This window comes from Mycobacterium sp. FW102-FHT13B02 (assembly GCF_058790275.1).
Window position 1 is genome coordinate 119,516 of sequence record NZ_JBYTCM010000013.1, and the last position, 17,428, is coordinate 136,943.

Below are 17,428 nucleotides of genomic sequence, written 5' to 3' on the forward strand. Positions count from 1 at the left end.
TCCTTTAGATCGGTGTCATTCGAAGAAGTCCTCGTCGACCTCGACGATGCTCACGGTCCGCTTGACCTGGACCCCGACGCCGAAGCGGATCATCAGGCTGGTCAGGCGTTGGCCGTCGATGAGGATGATGCGGATCGGCACGCCGTCGGCGTACTCACGCGCACCCTTGCTGAACCGACCGGTGGTGATGAACACACCGCCGCCAGCTTTGCCGCTTAGCGCACCGACGAATGCCTGCAGCTCCGGGCGATGTACCGTAGCGTCTGACGCGTACCGCTTGGCCTGTACGTAAAGCCGGTTGATGCCCAACGTGTCCTGGTCGATGATCCCGTCGATGCCGCCGTCCCCGGACTGCCGAGTCACCGTCGCCTGCCCCTCAGCGCCGCCGTAACCCATCGCCACCAACAACTTGACGACCGCGTCTTCAAAGAAGGACGCCTCCTTGCCGTGCATCCGCGACAGCAGATCAGCTGCGACGTCGGCATGTATCCGCGCGATGCCCTGTTCGACCTGTTCCGTCGGGTCCAGCTCAGCGTCGGGGGTATCGGTGGTGTCCCCCGTCTGCTCCATCGCCTTCAGCGCAGACCAGGTGTGCGGGATGCCGGGATCACCGGCAAGCACGCGAAGGTCTCTTTCGGTGAAGCCGTTCGGGTGGTCGTCCAGGAGTTTGCGGCCCACTTCCGTGATCGCGTACTGGCCCCGCGCTGGACGATCCAGAGCGCCCACTCGGTTGAGATATGAAGTTGCCCAACCGATCCTGTTCTCGAACTTCAACTGCCCCGACTGCAGAGTCTCAGCGCGATCTTCGTCACCCAACAATTCGGCATCGGCCACCATCGTGTACAGCTCACGCCGTTTTCGCACTGCGCCATCGGTCATCACTCGCAACACAGGAGCCATAAACGCGTCCCACGTCGGAATCGGCATCACAGACCCCCCGAGAATGCGCGGGCCTGGAGGGAAGCGATCAGTTCGTCAAATTCGACTTGGCTGGGTCTGGGCACAGCTGCCAACCGGCGCGCAAATGCCCGTTGCCTCACTGGTGCCACGTCCGGAAGGTCGAGTAGCTCTAGTTTGGCTTTCGAGATGTTCTTCATGGACCCGCCGGTTCCACTGGCAAGCTTGCTGATGCGACGCCTGACGGATGGAGTGCGGAAAAGTGCCCAGTAGTATTCGGGCACGGTCTCGTCGTCTCGCCAAACGAATCGCCAGATCTTGTCGGGCAGCGCGAGATTCGATGGGACAGGACCGACGAGCGCAACTGCACCGACAAGTTCGGACGTGTTCGCGCGGCTAATTAGAAGGTCACCTTCTCTGACAATGTGGTCAATCGGCGGTTGGTAATTGAGTGGGAGTGGCTTCGTCTCGCTCACCTTGAATTGGCCCGAGGTAACGGCGCTGATCTTGAGAACACGGAATGGAGACGCGCTTTCTTCGTCGTCCGCGACGAGATTGCGCCCGCCCCGGAGGTCAGCAATGTCCCGGAATTTCACAACCCGACCCTCGCTTATTGCGGTGTCGGGGTCGCCAAACATGTCATAGAAGATCGACGACGAGAGGTCAGTGAGCTGGGCCAAGACTTTTCGGTGTTTGGCACGGAGGGCGTCGGCGTGGTCGAGGATCGCGGCGATGCGGCGCTGCTCAGCAAGCGGCGGGAGGGGAATTGACCATTTGGACAGGGCTTCTCGGCCGAGGTGGTGGATTCCCACGCCTCTGGATCCGCGCGCGAATGCACCCGTGGCGGCTTGATGGCTGAAGAAGTGCAGCAAGTATCGGGAGTCAACCTCGTCAGTGGCGCGCACTCGCAACAAAGTGTTCTGGAAAGCGCAGTCGTCGATCTCACCGTTCCACAACGCTGGCTTGCCAACCTCACCAGGCGAGCCCGAGGCCTCGTTGAGCAGAAGGTCGCCAGGTTCGAGACGAAACGTCTCCATCTCGGAGTCTGAGAAGTTCATCTGCTTCACATCGTCGAGGAGCAGGCCAGCCCAACCAACATTGGCTGCGCGCAGATACTTCCGCATCGACGGACCGACATGGTTCTGCGGCGAACGCTGCCTCCCGAGTTTGACCTCGGCAACTTCGCCGAGTGCGACGGTCGGCCCGCTCACGACAACATCGCCTTCAACTCTGTTAGCCCGCTTGCGATTTCGCCTTCCAGCTTCTCGATCGCGGCGATAATCTCCAGGGGCGGGCGGCGCTCGACGTCGTCGTGAACAATCTCCTTGTACCGGTTCAGTGACAGGTCGTAACCGTGGGTGACAATATCGGCCTTGGGAACACAGAATGACTGCTCGGTGCGTGCCCGATCACGCTCTGATGTTGTGCGTAAGGCCCAGCGCTTCAATGCATCTGGTAGGTCGTTGGCTCCGATCGGATTGCGTTTATCGTCCAACGAATACCCGTCGGCCTGGACGTCGTAGAACCACACGTGATCGGTGCCACCAGAGTTTGTCTTGGTGAACAACAGGATGGCCGTCGATACTCCGGCGTAGGGCTTGAATACTCCGGAAGGGAGCTTCACGACGCCGTCGAGTTTTTGGTCTTCGACGAGGATGCGACGAAGTTCCTTGTGCGCCTTTGAGGATCCAAACAGCACGCCGTCTGGGACAATCACCGCTGCCCGGCCACCGGGCTTGAGCAACTTCAGGAACAGAGCCAGGAACAGCAACTCGGTCTTCTTGGTCTTGACCACCCGCTGCAGGTCCTTGGAGGTGGACTCATAGTCCAGGGACCCGGCGAACGGTGGGTTTGCGAGGATCAGTGTGTACTTCTCGGCATCCTCGCTGGCACCTTCGGAAAGGGAATCGCGGTAGCGGATGTCCGGGGATTCGATGCCGTGCATAAGCATGTTCATGCTGCCGATGCGCAGCATGGTGGAGTCGAAGTCGTAGCCGTGGAACATGCTCGCGTGAAAGTGCTTACGCTGCGCTGCGTCAGTAAGCACCGACGGATGCTGCTCACGCACATGGTGGGCGGCAGCGACCAGGAATCCTGCCGTGCCGCAGGCGGGGTCGCAGATTTCGTCAGTTGGCTGCGGGTCCATCATCTCGACCATCGTGGCGATAATGTGCCTCGGCGTGCGGAACTGACCGTTGACCCCAGCGCTGGCGATCTTCGACAACAGGTACTCGTAGAGGTCGCCGTTGGTGTCGCGGTCCTCCATCGGGATGTCATCGAGCATGTCGACGACGCGAGACAACAAGGCCGGGTTCGGGATGGTGAATCGGGCGTCTTTCATGTGTTCGGAGTAGGTCGACCCATCGCCTCCGAGATCGCGGAGGAACGGGAATGCGTCGTCGCGGATAGTGTCGAACATGACGCCGGGCTCGTCGTCCTTGAGGTTCTTCCATCGCAGGGCCTGCTGATCGGGGCCAAACAGGATGCCATCGCGCTTGCCCGTGACCCGCGCCTTGCGCTCGGCCAAAGTGTTGAGGTCGTCGAGGCGGCGGATGAACAGCAGGTAGGTGATCTGCTCGATGACCTCGATCGGGTTGGATATGCCGCCCGACCAGAACGCATCCCACACGCGGTCGACCTTGCTCTTCATTTCGCCCGTAATCACGGTTGGACACCCCTATCCGACTGGTGTGGAACTGAACGGAACTGTATACAGTCGAGCTCCGACATCTGGCCGAGGTGAGCGGCGAGTTCGACAGGAGCCCTAGGGGTCTGTGCCGAGCCGCGTCTACTTAAGCGCCATGCCTTGACTGCGTCGCCGAGCCGAGCGACAACTCACTCGGACGAATGACGGACTGTCGGAGGCTTTCGCTACGTTTGCGTGGTGGGGGCGGCGCAGACGCCGCGCAGATCGGAGGTCTGGAAAGTGATAAGCACGCGCAGTGACGGCGGGGTGCCGATCCTTGCCGAGGAAGTAGTCGGCGGAGACGTCGTGCTCGTTCCTCACGAAGGCGGTGGTCGCCGTCGTCTCCACGTCGCGTCGGTGCGACAGGAGCAGATTGTCGGTGGTCGGCCATTGGTGCTCCTAGCTCCCGAAGTGGGGCGGCCAGCGGTGCGACCGGTGGTCGTCCAGGTTCCCGTCGGAAGCCGAGTCGTCCGGCTCCCCGGCACATGACCGACACTCCGCCGAGCGTCTCGGCCCCGAAGCGGCAAATCCAACTCCATACCGAATACGCGGGATCATTCCAGGTGCGCCTGCTTTTCAGCCCTTCGGGGCCGGACGCGAAAGCTGACGATAGAGACTTCCGGCTGCTCGCACATGGAAGTGCATTCGTATACGAGACTGACAGCCAGACCTACCTCGTCACTGCACGGCACAACGTCACCGGTCGGCATTGGCAAACCAACGTCTACCTCGGCGAGTACGAAGTCAGCCCAACTCATTTGCAGATCATGTTGCTGACCAAGCCGCCTGCGGAAGGGTGGCCGCTTCATCCAGTCGACAGCGATGTGCGCGCAGCGGCTACGGCCTTTCGTGGACGCGAGTTCCTCATCCCGCTCATCGGTGAAGATTGGGCACCTGTCTGGAAGCAGCACCCCGTCCACGGTGGTGACGTCGACGTCGCGGTACTGGCTATCACCTTCGATAACGATGACCTGATATACCCGTGGCGCTACCCGACTCCAGAAACCGATCCTCGGGCAACGAAGTGGTCGAACCTTGCTCCGGCGCACGATGTTTTTGTGGTCGGATACCCGTATGCGCTTTCGACCGGGCCATTGTTCCCATTATGGATTCGCGGCACCATCGCTTCTGACACGCACTTCGGTGTCATGGTTGATGAAAAGCAGCTACCTCTGGTCCTCGTTGACGCGCGGACACGAACTGGCCAGTCCGGCTCGGTCGTGATCCGGCATATTCCCGAAGGGACGGTGGTCGCTACCGTCGGAAACAGCCTCGGGATAACTGCGCGGCCACAGTCGCAGATCGTCGGTGTCTACTCGGGCAGAACCAGCGACGAGTCCGATCTTGGCTACGTGTGGCCAATCGCCGAGGTCGAGAACATCTGCCGCAATGGGACTGCTGGAACCGTCTAAGGCGCGGCAGCTAGCGCTCGACTGAAGTCATCGCGACGTTTCCCTCAGCCGGGCCTCAACGTCAAATGCGGCGGTATCCACAAGCGAAGCCCTCGTGTGTTCGGGTAGGCAGTCCGCAACCCGTCCGCAGCAGAACCAAAACAGCTTTCGCGAACCGCCACAGCCAACGTCGCTGACCAGCTAGTTTGCGCGCAACCAACGCAGCTAAGCGTGGCAAACCGCCTGCTAACAGTTCTCGCTCTACTACGACTGCTGAGTCCTAGCCCGAGCAGACGTGAAAACCCTCTAAACCTCACGGTTTAGAGGGTTTTCGCTTGGGTGCACCACCCGCTGCTCGCCGGCCTTTCAAGCAGGCAGCCGTTACAGCAGCCGACCCATGGAATCCAGGAACGCGTTGTGGCCGTGCTCGAGCGCGGCGCGGCCCTCGACGGGACGCAGCGTCACCGTGACCGGCGGCCGCCGGACACGATGCGCCGAAACGCCTGACGCACATCGGTGCCATGGCTCGACGCCCCCTAGGATCGAGCCATGGCTCAGCTGGACATCGAATCCCGACTCGACACTGTCGCCCCCCTCGTCCTGTCCGTCTTCCGGATAGTGCTCGGCTTCCTGTTCGCGCTGCATGGCGTCACCACGCTGTTCAAGTGGCCCGTCGACACCGCGCCCGGTATGGCGTCGCCGGCCTTCGGCAGTTTCCCGGGGTGGTACGCCGGTGCCATCGAACTGATCGTCGGCATCCTGATCTTCACCGGTCTGGCCACCCGCATCGCCGCCTTCATCGGTTCCGGCGAAATGGCTTTCGCGTACTTCATGGAGCATCAGCCGCACGGCCTGCTGCCCATCGCCAACGGCGGCGAGCCCGCGGTCCTCTACTGCTTTGCGCTGTTCCTGCTGGTGTTCACCGGCGGTGGGGCGCTCTCGCTCGATGCGCTGCGCAAACGCTAGCTAGCGGTCGAGTCCCAGGTCCACGCGAAAGCGCTTGAGGCCGTTGATCTTCTCGGCCAGCGGGGCCTGCGGACCGCTGTAGAACAGCCACGGCATCGTGATGTTGCCGGTGATGCCGGCCTGTGCGGCGCGCTCGAAATGCGCCGGCAGATAGGCGTCGGCCAGCGGCGTCAGGATCTCGAAACCCTCCAGCGGTAAACCGTTTTCGACACGCAGCTCGCGCACCCGCGTCGCGGCGGCGATGGCCTGGTCGGTGGTGATCAGGTCGCCGATCCAGCCGTCGTTGCGCGCGGCCCGGCGCAGGGCGATCTCGCTGAGACCTCCGACGTAGACGGGCACTGGTGGCGGCGTTGGCTCCATCTCGAGCCGCGGCACCTGGTAGAACTCCCCGTCGAACGACGTCCACCCCGGCTGCCACAGCTGCCGGATCAACTCCAGCATCTCATCGGTGCGCTTGCCGCGACGCTCGAAAGCCTGCCCCATCAAAGCGAATTCGTCGGCGCACCATCCCACGCCGACGCCGAACTCCACCCGGCCACCGGACAGGCAGGCCGCCGTCCCGACCGATTTCGCCACCGAGAACGGGTCGCGCATACCGGGGATGTACACCGTGGTCACGAATTTCACCCGGCTGGTCGCCTGTGCGAGCGCGCCGACCAACACCCACGGGTCGGGCCAATGGATGAATGGCTGCCAGCGGCGCTGCCCGTCGGACGTGTAGGGGTACGGCGTGCTCAGCGTCTCCAGGTTCACCACGTGGTCCGGGATCGCGATGCCGTCGTAGCCGAGTTCGTCTGCGGCCCGCGCGATCTCGGTCAGCTCGCTGATATCCAGAAAGGCCAGGCTGACGTAGAACTTCACTCGCGCGCCCAGGACGGCCGGATGAAGATGCCGTCGGCTTCGACGGTGACGCCCTCGGCATCGGAAAGCGTCCCGCGCGCAAAGGTCTTGACGCCGTCCGTCCGGTCCACCCAGGCCTCGGCCCGAACCCGCCCCAGCGGGGTGCCGCGCAGATAACGCACGGTGATGGTGCCGGTGAAATGCGGCTTGGTCAGTCGGGCGCTCGCGATCTCGCCGAGCAGCTGGTCCAGTACCAGGGCACAGATTCCGCCGTGCACGAGGCCGGGCGGGCCTTCATAGGGCAGCCCCAGGTCGAACTCCGCCCAGCAGCGGCCGTCCGGGCCGTCGTGGTGGGTGACCCCCATAGGAGGGGCGATGGCGTTGCGCAGCCCCACAGTGGGATTCGCATACGACAGCGGACGACCGGTGTCGGCGAGCCGCACTATCGAGGGCACCGGCTTTTCCACCGCGAGAAGTTTGTCGACGATCGCTTCGATCTCGGCCTGGGCATCGGCGAGGGCCGTCGCGTCGACGCCGGTCCGGATCCCGGCCTCGATCAGCCGGCGGACCGCATCGGTGAACGGTTCGTACACGGCGCACTGGCGCTGGTACTCCTCGTCGGTGATCATGTCGAAGGAGGAGTTACCAATTGCCTCTGTCATGTCGCCTACTCCCCAAACACCTTGCGCACCACGGTTTTGGCGCGACGGGTCACGCGCAGATAGTTGTCCAGGAAGGCGCCGCCGTCGCCGTCCGGCCAGCCCGCGGCCGAGGCCACGGCATTGAGCTGCCGGCCCGGCCCAGGCAGCTGATCGGTGGGTTTGCCGCGCACCAGCACCAGCGCGTTGCGCGCCCTCGTGGCCGTCAGCCAGGCCTGTCGCAGGATGTCCGCTTCGTCGCCCTCGATCAGCTGAGCCGCTTCGACGGCATCCAGTGCCTCCAGAGTCGAGGTGTTGTGCAGCGTGGGAACCTGGTGCGCATAACGCAATTGGAGCAGCTGCACGGTCCACTCGACATCGGCCAGGCCACCGCGGCCCAGCTTGGTGTGGGTGTTCGGGTCGGCGCCGCGGGGCAGCCGTTCGGCATCGACACGGGCCTTGATCCGCCGGATTTCGCGTACCGTGTCCGCCGACACGCCATCGGCCGGGTACCGGGTGCGGTCGATCATCAACAGGAAACGCTCACCGAGTTCCAGATCCCCGGCCACGCGATGGGCTCTCAGCAGAGCCTGAATCTCCCACGGCTGCGCCCACTGGGCGTAGTACTGCTCGTACGACGCCAAAGTCCTTACCAGCGAGCCATTTCGGCCTTCGGGACGCAGCCCGGCGTCGACCTCGAGCGGTGGATCGCTACTGGGCTGGCCCAACAACGTCCGTACCTGCTCGGCCACCCCGATTGCCCAGCGCACGGCCGCCGACTCGTCCACTGCGGCGCCCTCGACGGGTTCGCATACGAACATCACGTCCGCGTCCGACCCGTAGCCCAGCTCCCCGCCGCCGAGCCGGCCCATCCCGATGACGGCGATGCGCGCCAACGGACCATTGGTCTGCGAGTTGGCCCGGATCACCACTTCCAGCGCGGCCTGCAGCACCGCAACCCACACCGAGGTCAGGGCCTTGCAGACGTCGATCACAGGCAGCAGGCCCAGCAGGTCGGCCGAGGCGACCCGCGCCAGTTCCCGCCGCCGCAGGGTCCGCGCCGCGGCGATGGCCCGGGCCGGGTCGGCTTGCCGGCCGGCCGAGGCGACCAGCGCGCGGAACACCGCATCCGGTTCCACCTCAAGCAATTTCGGCCCTTGCGGACCATCGGCGTACTGCTGGATGACTTCCGGCGCGCGCATCAGCAGATCCGGCACGTAGGCCGAGGTCCCGAGTACCCGCATCAATCGCTTGGCGACGGCGCTCTCGTCCCGCAGTGTGGACAGGAACCAGCGCTGGTCGGTCAGTTCCTCACTGATCCGCCGGTATGCCAGCAGACCGGCATCCGGGTCGGGGGTGTCCGACAGCCAGTCCAGCAGCGTCGGCAACAGCACCTGCTGTACGGTGCCGCGGCGGCCGCTGGCACTGGTCAGGGCCGCCAGGTGGGTCAGCGCACTCTGCGGGCCTTCGTAACCCAATGCGGCCAACTGCCTTTCGGCCGCGGCGGCGGTCAGCCTCGGGCCGAAATGGGACCCCGCTTCCAGCAACGGCTGGTAGAAGAGCTTGGCGTGCAGGCGGGACACCCGCGTGTTCTGCCGCCTCAGGTCCTCGCGCAGGACCCCCAGTGCGTCATGCTGGCCGTCCGGCCGGATATGCGCCGCGCGCGCGAGCCAGCGCCACGTTTCGTCGTCGCCGTCCTCGGGCAGCAAGTGCGTGCGTTTGAGCCGCTGCAGCTGCAGCCGATGCTCGAGCAGCCGCAGAAACTCGTAGGACGCAGTGAGATTCGCCGCGTCGTCGCGGCCGATGTAGCCGTGGAATCCGAGTGCCGCCAACGCGTCGACCGTCGAGGCCACGTGCAGCGAGTCGTCGTTGCGGCCGTGGACCAGCTGCAGCAACTGCACGGCGAACTCGACGTCCCGCAGTCCGCCCTTGCCGAGCTTCAATTCCCGGGACTTCACCCCGGCGGGCACCAGCTCCTCCACGCGGCGCCGCATGGCCTGCACGTCGGGCACGAAATCCTCACGGTCACAAGCGGTCCAGACCATCGGCATCAGCGCGGCGATGTACTGCTCGCCCAGCCCGGGGTCGCCCACCGCGGCCCGAGCCTTCAACAGTGCCTGGAACTCCCAGGTTTTGGCCCAGCGCTGGTAGTAGGCGACGTGCGACTCCAGGGTGCGGACCAGCTGACCGGCCTTGCCTTCGGGCCGCAGTGCCGCGTCCACCTCGAAGAACGTTTCGCCCGCGAACCGCATCATCTCGCCGGCGACCCGGGTAGAGACGGAATCAGCCGCCTCGGCAACGAAGATGATGTCGACGTCACTGACGTAATTCAGTTCGCGCGCACCGCATTTACCCATCGCGATGACCGCGAGTCGCGGTCCGGGATCGTCGCCGCACACCGTCCGGGTCGCGACCACGAGCGCAGCTCCGAGTGCGGCGTCGGCCAGATCGGACAGGTGCTCCCCCACGGCGACGAACGGCAGCACCGGTTCGTTTTCGACCGTCGGCGCCACATCCAGTGCCGCCAGCACTAGGATGCGGTCGCGGTAGTAGGTCTGCAGCACGTGAGAAACAGAGGCGGTACCGGCCGTACTGCACAATTCCGCCGCCAGCCGGTCGAAGTCGTCGAGCAGCTCGGCCCGCGACGGCAACGTGACGTCGCCCTTCAGCAGACGCCACGAGACCGGGTGTGCCACCAGGTGATCACCCAGGGCCAGCGACGACCCCAGCACGGCGAAGAGCCGGCCACGCAACGAGGTATCGGTTACCAGCAGGTCACTGAGCTCCGCCCAGTCGCCTTCCAGGGCATCGGCGATCCGCACCATGGCGCGCAGCGCGCTGTCGGCGTCAGGAGCGCGCGACAGCGACCACAACAACGGGACGTGCGCGTCGGTGTTCCAGCCGAGCCGGTCCAGATCCGCCCGGGCCGTCGGGGCCACCAACCCGAGCCGGCCGACGCTGGGCTGCGTGGGGCGCTGCGTCGCGGGGTTGGGCATCACCCGACGTTAGCGCACCACCAGGCGGTTACAGCGAGAGGTATTCCTTGAGCTCGAACGGTGTCACGTGGCTGCGGTAGGTCTCCCACTCGGTGCGCTTGTTGCGCAGGAAGTAGTCGAACACGTGCTCTCCCAAGGCCTCGGCCACGAGTTCGGACTTCTCCATCTCGCCGAGCGCCACACCCAGGCTCGACGGCAGCTCCTTGTAGCCCATCGCGATGCGTTCCTCGGGCGTCAGGTTCCAGACGTTGTCCTCGGCCTGCGGCCCGAGTTCGTAGCCCTTCTCGATGCCGCGCAGGCCGGCGGCAAGCAGCACCGCGAAGGCCAGGTACGGGTTGCACGCCGAGTCGGGGCTGCGGACCTCGATACGGCGCGACGACGCCTTGCGCGGCGTGTACATCGGGACCCGGACCAGAGCGGAGCGGTTGGCCGCCCCCCACGAGGCGGCGGTCGGCGCCTCACCGCCGTGCACCAGCCGCTTGTAGGAGTTCACCCACTGGTTGGTGACGGCGCTGATCTCGCTGGCGTGCGTCAGGATGCCGGCGATGAACGACTTGGCGACGTCCGAGAGCTGCAGCGGGTCGTCGGCACTGTGGAAGGCGTTGGTGTCGCCTTCGAACAGGCTCATGTGGGTGTGCATTGCCGAGCCGGGGTACTGGCTGAACGGCTTGGGCATGAAAGTGGCCCGCACGCCTTCGTTGATCGCCACTTCCTTGACCAGGTAGCGGAAGGTCATGACGTTGTCGGCCATCGACAGGGCGTCGGCGTAGCGCAGGTCAATCTCCTGCTGGCCGGGTGCGCCCTCATGGTGGCTGAACTCCACCGAGATGCCCATCGACTCGAGCGCCTCGATGGCGTGCCGGCGGAAGTTCGGCGCCGAGTCGTGCACAGCCTGGTCGAAGTAGCCGCTGTTGTCGGCCGGTACCGGCACCGAGCCGTCGTTCGGTCCGGGCTCGAGCAGGAAGAACTCGATCTCCGGGTGTACGTAGCAGGAGAAGCCCAGATCGCTGGCCTTGGCCAGCTGGCGACGCAGCACGTGCCGTGAGTCGGCCCAGGACGGCGAACCGTCCGGCATGGTGATGTCGCAGAACATGCGGGCCGAGTAGTGCTTGCCGGCGCTCTTCGTGGTCCACGGCAGTACCTGGAAGGTGGACGGATCGGGGCGGGCCACCATGTCGGCTTCCGAGACGCGGGCGAAGCCCTCGATCGCGGAACCGTCGAAGCCGATGCCCTCTTCGAAGGCGCCTTCCAGCTCGGCCGGCGCGATCGCCACGGACTTGAGGTATCCGAGCACATCGGTGAACCACAGCCGGACAAAGCGAATGTCGCGTTCTTCCAGCGTGCGCAGCACGAATTCCTTCTGCCGATCCATGTCCGCAGCGTAGGCAGCAGCTGTTAAATCTGTGTTACCAAGTGGACTCTGTTCGGGATGGATCGACTGTGATCCTGGGAAGTTCCCGGGGATGACGTCCTTCGGGTCGGCCCCTGGAGGGTCCCCCCTAACCGCTGTGGCCGTTCCTCTCGGCGACACCCTTGCCGCCATAGTCAACCTGCCAGTGCTTGATGCCGTTGAGCCATCCCGACTTCAGCCGTTCGGGCGGCCCGATCGGTGTGAGATCAGGCATGTGGTCGGCGATCGCATTGAACATCAGGTAGATCGTCATGCGCGCCAGGTTGGCGCCGATGCAGTAATGGGCGCCGGTCCCGCCGAATCCGACATGCGGGTTCGGGTCACGAAGGATGTTGAAGGTGTAGGGGTCCTCGAAGACCGTTTCGTCGAAGTTGGCCGAACGGTAGGACATCACCACTCGGTCACCCGCCTTGATCTTGACGCCCGCGAGCTCGGTGTCCACCCGGGCGGTGCGCTGGAACGCGGAAACCGGTGTGGCCCAGCGGATGACCTCGTCCACGGCAGTCTTCGGCCGAGTCCGCTTGAACAGCTCCCACTGATCGGGGTGCTGCGAGAACGCAATCATGCCGTGAGTGATCGAGTTGCGGCTGGTCTCGTTGCCGGCCACCGCCAGCATGATGACGAAGAAGCCGAACTCGTCATCGGAGAGCTTCTCGCCGTCGATGTCGGCCTCGATCAGTTTGGTGACGATGTCCTCCGTCGGGTTCTCACGCCGCTTCTCGGCCATCTTCATGGCGTAGGACACGAGTTCGAGGGAGGACGCCGCCGGGTCGATGCCGGCGTACTCGGGATCGTCGCCGGCGGTCATCTCGTTGGACCAGCGGAAGATCTTGTCGCGGTCGTCCTGGGGTACGCCGAGTAGCTCGGCAATGGCCTGCAGGGGTAGTTCGCAGGCGACCTGCTCGACGAAGTCACCGGTGCCGCCGGCCGCTGCGGCCTTGACGATCTGCTGGGCCCGGGCGTTCAGCTCGTCCTCGAGCCGCGCGAGCGCGCGCGGGGTGAAACCACGCGAAATGATCTTGCGCAGGCGCGCGTGTTCCGGGTCGTCCTTGTTCAGCATGACCACTCGCTGTAGGTCGACCGCCACGTCGCGGGTCATGCCCTGCGGCCAGACCGGGATCGCGCCGTTCATCGAGCTGGAGAAGACGTCGCTGCGCAGCGAGACTTGCTTGACGTCCTCGTGCCGGGTGACCAGCCAGTAGCCCTGGTCGCCGAATCCACCGGTTCCGCCGGGCACGTCGACCCAGTGCACGGGTTCGGTCCTGCGCAACTCCGCAAGTTCGGCGACGGGCAGGCCCGCCACGTTCAGGTCGGCGTCGAGGGGATCGAAGCCTTTGGGCAGATTCGGGCAGGCCATGGCGAAACGCTCCTCGTCTTCTCGAGCACGGGCACTTATGAGACTCACCTTTATCGACCTCACTTTGGCCGAGCACGAGGGCCACAAATAGAGCCATTAGTCCCTAGTTCAAGTCATCTGCCAGCACTTACTGTGACGACTCGTTAATTAAAGGAACGCGTTCTAGTGAGCCGCAAAGTGCCTGGAGGTGACGGAATTGACGAGCAATTCGACTGACGCCGGAGTGCGTGAGATCGATGTCGGGACGCCCCCGACGCGGTTTGCGCGCGGCTGGCACTGCCTGGGACTGCTGTCGGAGTTCGCGGACGGCAAGCCGCATTCGGTCAGTGCTTTCGGAACGAAGCTCGTGGTCTTCGCCGATAGTCACGGCGATGTGCACGTGCTCGACGCGTACTGCCGCCATCTCGGCGGCGACCTGTCTCAAGGTGAGGTCAAGGGCGATGCCGTCGCGTGTCCGTTCCACGACTGGAGGTGGGCCGGCAACGGCCGGTGCGCACAGGTGCCCTATGCCAAACGTCCGCCCCGGCTCGCACGTACCCGCAGGTGGCTGTCAACTGTTCGTGCCGGGCTCCTCTTCGTCTGGCACGACCCCGAGGGCGCTACGCCGTCGCCCCATCTGGACATCCCGGACATTCCGGAGTTTCACGACGAGGGCTGGACGGGGTGGTCCTGGCGCACTGAGCTCATCGGCTCCAACTGCCGGGAAATCATCGACAACATCGTCGATATGGCGCACTTCTACTACGTCCATTTCGGGTTCCCGACCTACTTCAAGAACGTGTTCGAAGGTCAGGTCGCATCCCAGTACCTACGGACGATCGGTAGGCCCGACGTCAACCTGGGTGGATCGCACTACGCGGGCGAACAGATCCTCGATTCCGAGGCGTCCTACTTCGGACCGTCGTTCATGATCAACCGGTTGCACAACAGCTACAGCGGATACGCCGTGGAAGCGATTCTGGTCAACTGCCACTATCCGGTCACCGCGGATTCCTTTGTCCTGCAATGGGGCATCATGGTGCGCCGGCCGCAAGGTCTGACCGATGAGGCGACCGGAATGCTGCTGCACGCATTCACCGACGGAGTCAGCAAGGGGTTTCTCCAGGACGTGGAGATCTGGAAGAACAAGACCCGTATCGAGAATCCGCTGCTGGTCGAGGAGGACGGCCCGGTCTATCAGCTGCGCCGGTGGTACGAGCAGTTCTATGTCGATGCCGCCGACGTCACCTCCGACATGACCGACCGCTTCGAATACGAAGTCGATACCACTGCGGCCAACGAATATTGGCGCAATGAAGTTGCGGAGAACCTCCGGCAACAAGAAACACCGACCCCGGTCGCCGCCGACCTCGGTCTCAATCAGCCCAGCGTCGGGAAGGCAATTCAGTGACCGCTCTTCAGCAAGCCCAGGTAGTTCGTGACACCGAAACCGTTCTGGCGGGCGTGGACACGGTGTTACCGCTGTTGCGCGAGCGCGCCCAACTCACCGAGGACATCCGCGCGATCCCCGCCGAATCGTTGACGGCACTCGAAGACATCGGGTTCTTCACGCTGCTGCAGCCCGAGCAGTGGGGCGGCCTGCAGTGCGACCCGGTCGCCTACTTCGAGGCGGTGCGCCGGCTGGCCTCCGCGTGCGGCTCGACCGGTTGGGTGGCGGGCGTGCTCGGCGTGCACAACTGGCACCTGGCGCTGTTCGATCAGCAGGCCCAAGAGGATGTCTGGGGCGAAGACAGCTCGGTCCGGATCTCCTCCTCCTACGCCCCGATGGGTGCGGCAACGGTCGTCGACGGGGGTTATCTGGTGTCGGGCGAGTGGAAATGGTCGTCCGGCTCCGCGCATGCCACGTGGGCGTTCGTCGGCGGTCCGGTGCTCAAAGATGGCCGTCCGGTCGACTTCGGCAGCTTCCTGGTTCCGCGCTCCGACTACCGCATCGTCGATGACTGGCACGTTGTCGGCCTGCGCGGCACCGGCAGCAATACCCTCGCGGTCAAGGACGTGTTCGTGCCCAGCCACCGCTTCCTGTCCTATCAGGCGATGAACGACGGTACCGCCGGCGGCTATGCGACCAACACCGCCCCGGTGTACAAGATGCCCTGGGGCACAATCCATCCCAGCACCATCTCGACACCGATCGTCGGCATGGCCTACGGCGCGTACGACGCACACGTCGAGCGGCAGGGCAACCGGGTGCGCGCGGCGTTCGCCGGAGAGAAGACCAAGGACGACCCATTCGCCAAGGTCCGCATCGCCGAGGCCGCCAGCGACATCGACGCCGCCTGGCGTCAGCTGAGCGGCAACGTCGCCGACGAATATGCGCTGTTGCTGGCGGGCAGGGAGATTCCGTATGCACTGAGGGCCCGGGCCCGTCGCGACCAGGTGCGTGCCACCGGCCGCGCCATCGCGTCGATCGACCGGCTCTTCGAGGCGGCAGGTGCCAGCGCATTGTCGAATGATGCTCCGCTGCAGCGGTTCTGGCGTGACGCCCACGCCGGTCGCGTGCATGCCGCCAACGAACCCGAGCGCGCCTACCTGATCTTCGGCAACAACGAATTCAACCTTCCCCCAGCTGACACCATGGTCTGATGAGGGCTGCGTACGCAGGTCAGCAGCGCAATCCCGCCGGTGGCAGTACCGACTGGGTCAGGAACGCCACCACGGCCGTGTCGACGCACCGGTCGCCGTTGAACACCACGGTGTGTTGGGTGCCCTCGAAACTGATCAGCGACGCGCCGAGTTCCTGCGCCAGGTTCACCCCGGCCTGGTAAGGCGTGGCCGGGTCGTGCGTTGTGGATACGACGACGACCTTGCCCGGGCCGGGCGATGCCGGCGTGTGCGGACGCGACGTCGCGGGCACCGGCCACATGGCGCAGACGTCACGCGGCGCGTAGCCGGTGTACTGGCCGTAGCTCATGAACGGCGCCAGTTGGCGCGCCTTCAGGTCCGCGGCCGCCCACGTGGCGGAATCGGTCGGGAACGGCGAATCGACACACCGGATCGCGGTGAACGCGTCCTGCAGTGGTGCGTAGCGCCCGTTCTGATCACGATGCTGGTAATCGTCGGCGAGCAGCAGCAGGTCGCCGGCATCCCCACCACGCTGCAACCCGAGCAGCCCGCTGGTCAGAAACTTCCAGTACTTCTTCGTGTACAGCGCGTTGTTGGTGCCCGTGATCGCATCGGAGTAGCTCAGGCCCCGCGGATCGGATGTCGCACCCGGCCGCACGACGAGCGGATTGACCAACTGCTGGTACCGGGCGACGAACTGCGTCGGGTCGGTGCCCAGCGGACAGCCGGGCGACTGCGCGCAGTCCGTCGCATAGTCGTTGAAAGCCGTTTGGAATCCGGCCAGTTGGAGCAGGTTCTCGGTCACCGGATCGGCATTGGGGTCGACGGCGCCGTCGAGCACCATGGCCCGCACCCGGTCCGGGAACCGTTCGGCGTAGGCCGCCCCCAGCTCGGTGCCGTAGGAGAAGCCCAGATAGTTGATCTGCGACTCCCCGAGCGCGGCCCGCACCACGTCCATATCCCGTGCCGCCGAGGCGGTTCCGACGTTGGCCAGGAAGCTGCTGCCCATCTGTTGCAGGCAGTCCTGCGCCGTGCGGCGGCTGACGGCCTCGATGTGCGCGACCCCGGCCGGACTGTAGTCGACCATCGGGTCGCGGCGGTCGGCGTCGAGTTCCGCGTCGCTGCGGCACCGCAGTTGCGGCGTCGAATGCCCCACGCCGCGCGGATCGAAGCCGACCAGATCGAAGCTGCGGCCGATCTCGGTATCGGCCAGCACGGACCCCATGCCCGCGACGGTGTTGACGGCCGACGCGCCCGGACCACCGGGATTGACCAGCAGGACGCCCAGGCGCTGGCCCGAGGCCGGGACCCGGATCACAGCCAACTTGGCTTGCGGCCCTTGCGGATCCGCGTAGTCGACGGGGACGCTGATGTTGGCGCACCGGGCCGTCGGCAGCTCCGTGGTGTCACCGATGAACGGCTCGCAACTCGTCCAGGCCGGCGCCTGTTCGTAGTAGGACTGCAGGGATTCGGGGGCCGCATGTGCGACCGATCCCGGCGCGGCGCTGATGGCCACCAGCAATCCGACGACCCCTACCGCACCACGTCGTCCACGACTGCCCGCCCGCAACATGGCACACATGGTCGCACGGCGCGCAGCTGAGCCGAAGCCTGGCCGGGGAGGGAGACAACCCGGCAATCAGACGGTGACCAAACGGTTATCTTGCGGCGGCACCGCGTTTTT

At 64.9% G+C, this 17,428-nt stretch carries 13 protein-coding genes; 4 read left to right on the forward strand and 9 right to left on the reverse strand.

Annotated elements, in window-relative coordinates; genetic code table 11:
- Positions 1–15 precede the first annotated feature (15 nt).
- The 3 genes from AC3WTE_RS21215 to AC3WTE_RS21225 are packed head-to-tail and all read right to left on the reverse strand — an operon-like array spanning position 16 to position 3,562.
- Complete coding sequence (locus AC3WTE_RS21215; RefSeq protein ID WP_492440641.1) at positions 16–927, reverse strand: restriction endonuclease; 912 nt, start codon at positions 925–927, stop codon at positions 16–18.
- Positions 927–2,108, reverse strand: a complete 1,182-nt coding sequence (locus tag AC3WTE_RS21220) for a restriction endonuclease subunit S (protein ID WP_492440643.1) — start codon at positions 2,106–2,108, stop codon at positions 927–929. Before AC3WTE_RS21220 ends, AC3WTE_RS21215 begins: the two co-directional genes overlap by 1 nt.
- Entirely contained in the window at positions 2,105–3,562 is a 1,458-nt protein-coding gene (locus AC3WTE_RS21225) for a type I restriction-modification system subunit M (RefSeq protein WP_492440645.1), read from the reverse strand. The genes AC3WTE_RS21220 and AC3WTE_RS21225 overlap by 4 nt, the downstream gene beginning before the upstream one ends.
- A 506-nt stretch (positions 3,563–4,068) precedes the next feature.
- Between AC3WTE_RS21225 and AC3WTE_RS21230 the strand changes: the two genes are divergently transcribed.
- Both AC3WTE_RS21230 and AC3WTE_RS21235 read left to right on the forward strand, forming a co-directional pair.
- Positions 4,069–4,995, forward strand: a complete 927-nt coding sequence (locus AC3WTE_RS21230) for a trypsin-like peptidase domain-containing protein (protein WP_492440647.1) — start codon at positions 4,069–4,071, stop codon at positions 4,993–4,995.
- A 528-nt stretch (positions 4,996–5,523) separates the two neighbouring features.
- Entirely contained in the window at positions 5,524–5,940 is a 417-nt protein-coding gene (locus tag AC3WTE_RS21235; RefSeq protein ID WP_492440649.1) for a DoxX family protein, read from the forward strand.
- Here AC3WTE_RS21235 and AC3WTE_RS21240 read toward each other — a convergent pair whose 3' ends face one another.
- The 5 genes from AC3WTE_RS21240 to AC3WTE_RS21260 form a co-directional block, all read right to left on the reverse strand.
- Positions 5,941–6,801, reverse strand: coding sequence for a TIGR03619 family F420-dependent LLM class oxidoreductase (locus AC3WTE_RS21240; protein ID WP_492440651.1), 861 nt, complete (start codon positions 6,799–6,801; stop codon positions 5,941–5,943). It lies immediately after the preceding gene.
- Complete coding sequence (locus AC3WTE_RS21245; protein ID WP_492440653.1) at positions 6,798–7,442, reverse strand: PaaI family thioesterase; 645 nt, start codon at positions 7,440–7,442, stop codon at positions 6,798–6,800. Before AC3WTE_RS21245 ends, AC3WTE_RS21240 begins: the two co-directional genes overlap by 4 nt.
- Positions 7,443–7,447: 5 nt before the next feature.
- Complete coding sequence (locus AC3WTE_RS21250) at positions 7,448–10,414, reverse strand: bifunctional [glutamine synthetase] adenylyltransferase/[glutamine synthetase]-adenylyl-L-tyrosine phosphorylase (protein ID WP_492440655.1); 2,967 nt, start codon at positions 10,412–10,414, stop codon at positions 7,448–7,450.
- A 28-nt stretch (positions 10,415–10,442) separates the two neighbouring features.
- On the reverse strand, positions 10,443–11,786 hold the full coding sequence (gene glnA / locus AC3WTE_RS21255) for a type I glutamate--ammonia ligase (protein WP_459369318.1): 1,344 nt from the start codon (positions 11,784–11,786) through the stop codon (positions 10,443–10,445).
- A 127-nt stretch (positions 11,787–11,913) separates the two neighbouring features.
- The gene (locus AC3WTE_RS21260; RefSeq protein WP_492440723.1) at positions 11,914–13,182 is read right to left on the reverse strand and encodes a cytochrome P450; all 1,269 of its coding nucleotides are present in this window, start codon (positions 13,180–13,182) and stop codon (positions 11,914–11,916) included.
- A gap of 196 nt (positions 13,183–13,378) precedes the next feature.
- Here AC3WTE_RS21260 and AC3WTE_RS21265 point away from each other — a divergent pair, with 196 nt between their 5' ends.
- Positions 13,379–14,572 carry a 3-ketosteroid-9-alpha-monooxygenase, oxygenase component gene (locus AC3WTE_RS21265; protein WP_492440657.1) on the forward strand — a complete coding sequence of 398 codons (1,194 nt, stop codon included), beginning with the start codon at positions 13,379–13,381 and terminating at the stop codon, positions 14,570–14,572.
- On the forward strand, positions 14,569–15,765 hold the full coding sequence (hsaA, locus tag AC3WTE_RS21270; protein WP_492440659.1) for a 3-hydroxy-9,10-secoandrosta-1,3,5(10)-triene-9,17-dione monooxygenase oxygenase subunit: 1,197 nt from the start codon (positions 14,569–14,571) through the stop codon (positions 15,763–15,765). Before AC3WTE_RS21265 ends, hsaA begins: the two co-directional genes overlap by 4 nt.
- A gap of 19 nt (positions 15,766–15,784) precedes the next feature.
- On the opposite strand, the gene AC3WTE_RS21275 is transcribed toward hsaA, so the two are convergent.
- Positions 15,785–17,326 (reverse strand): alpha/beta hydrolase, encoded by a 1,542-nt coding sequence (locus AC3WTE_RS21275; RefSeq protein ID WP_492440661.1) that lies wholly within the window; start codon positions 17,324–17,326, stop codon positions 15,785–15,787.
- Between the last annotated feature and the right edge of the window lie 102 nt (positions 17,327–17,428).

Coding starts and splice junctions, on each gene's coding strand:
- AC3WTE_RS21215 (WP_492440641.1), bottom strand. CDS start 927: ATGCCGATTCCGACGTGGGACGCGTTTATGGCTCCTGTGTTGCGAGTG.
- AC3WTE_RS21230 (WP_492440647.1), top strand. CDS start 4,069: ATGACCGACACTCCGCCGAGCGTCTCGGCCCCGAAGCGGCAAATCCAA.
- AC3WTE_RS21235 (WP_492440649.1), top strand. CDS start 5,524: ATGGCTCAGCTGGACATCGAATCCCGACTCGACACTGTCGCCCCCCTC.
- AC3WTE_RS21245 (WP_492440653.1), bottom strand. CDS start 7,442: ATGACAGAGGCAATTGGTAACTCCTCCTTCGACATGATCACCGACGAG.
- AC3WTE_RS21250 (WP_492440655.1), bottom strand. CDS start 10,414: ATGCCCAACCCCGCGACGCAGCGCCCCACGCAGCCCAGCGTCGGCCGG.
- glnA (WP_459369318.1), bottom strand. CDS start 11,786: ATGGATCGGCAGAAGGAATTCGTGCTGCGCACGCTGGAAGAACGCGAC.
- AC3WTE_RS21260 (WP_492440723.1), bottom strand. CDS start 13,182: ATGGCCTGCCCGAATCTGCCCAAAGGCTTCGATCCCCTCGACGCCGAC.
- AC3WTE_RS21275 (WP_492440661.1), bottom strand. CDS start 17,326: ATGTGTGCCATGTTGCGGGCGGGCAGTCGTGGACGACGTGGTGCGGTA.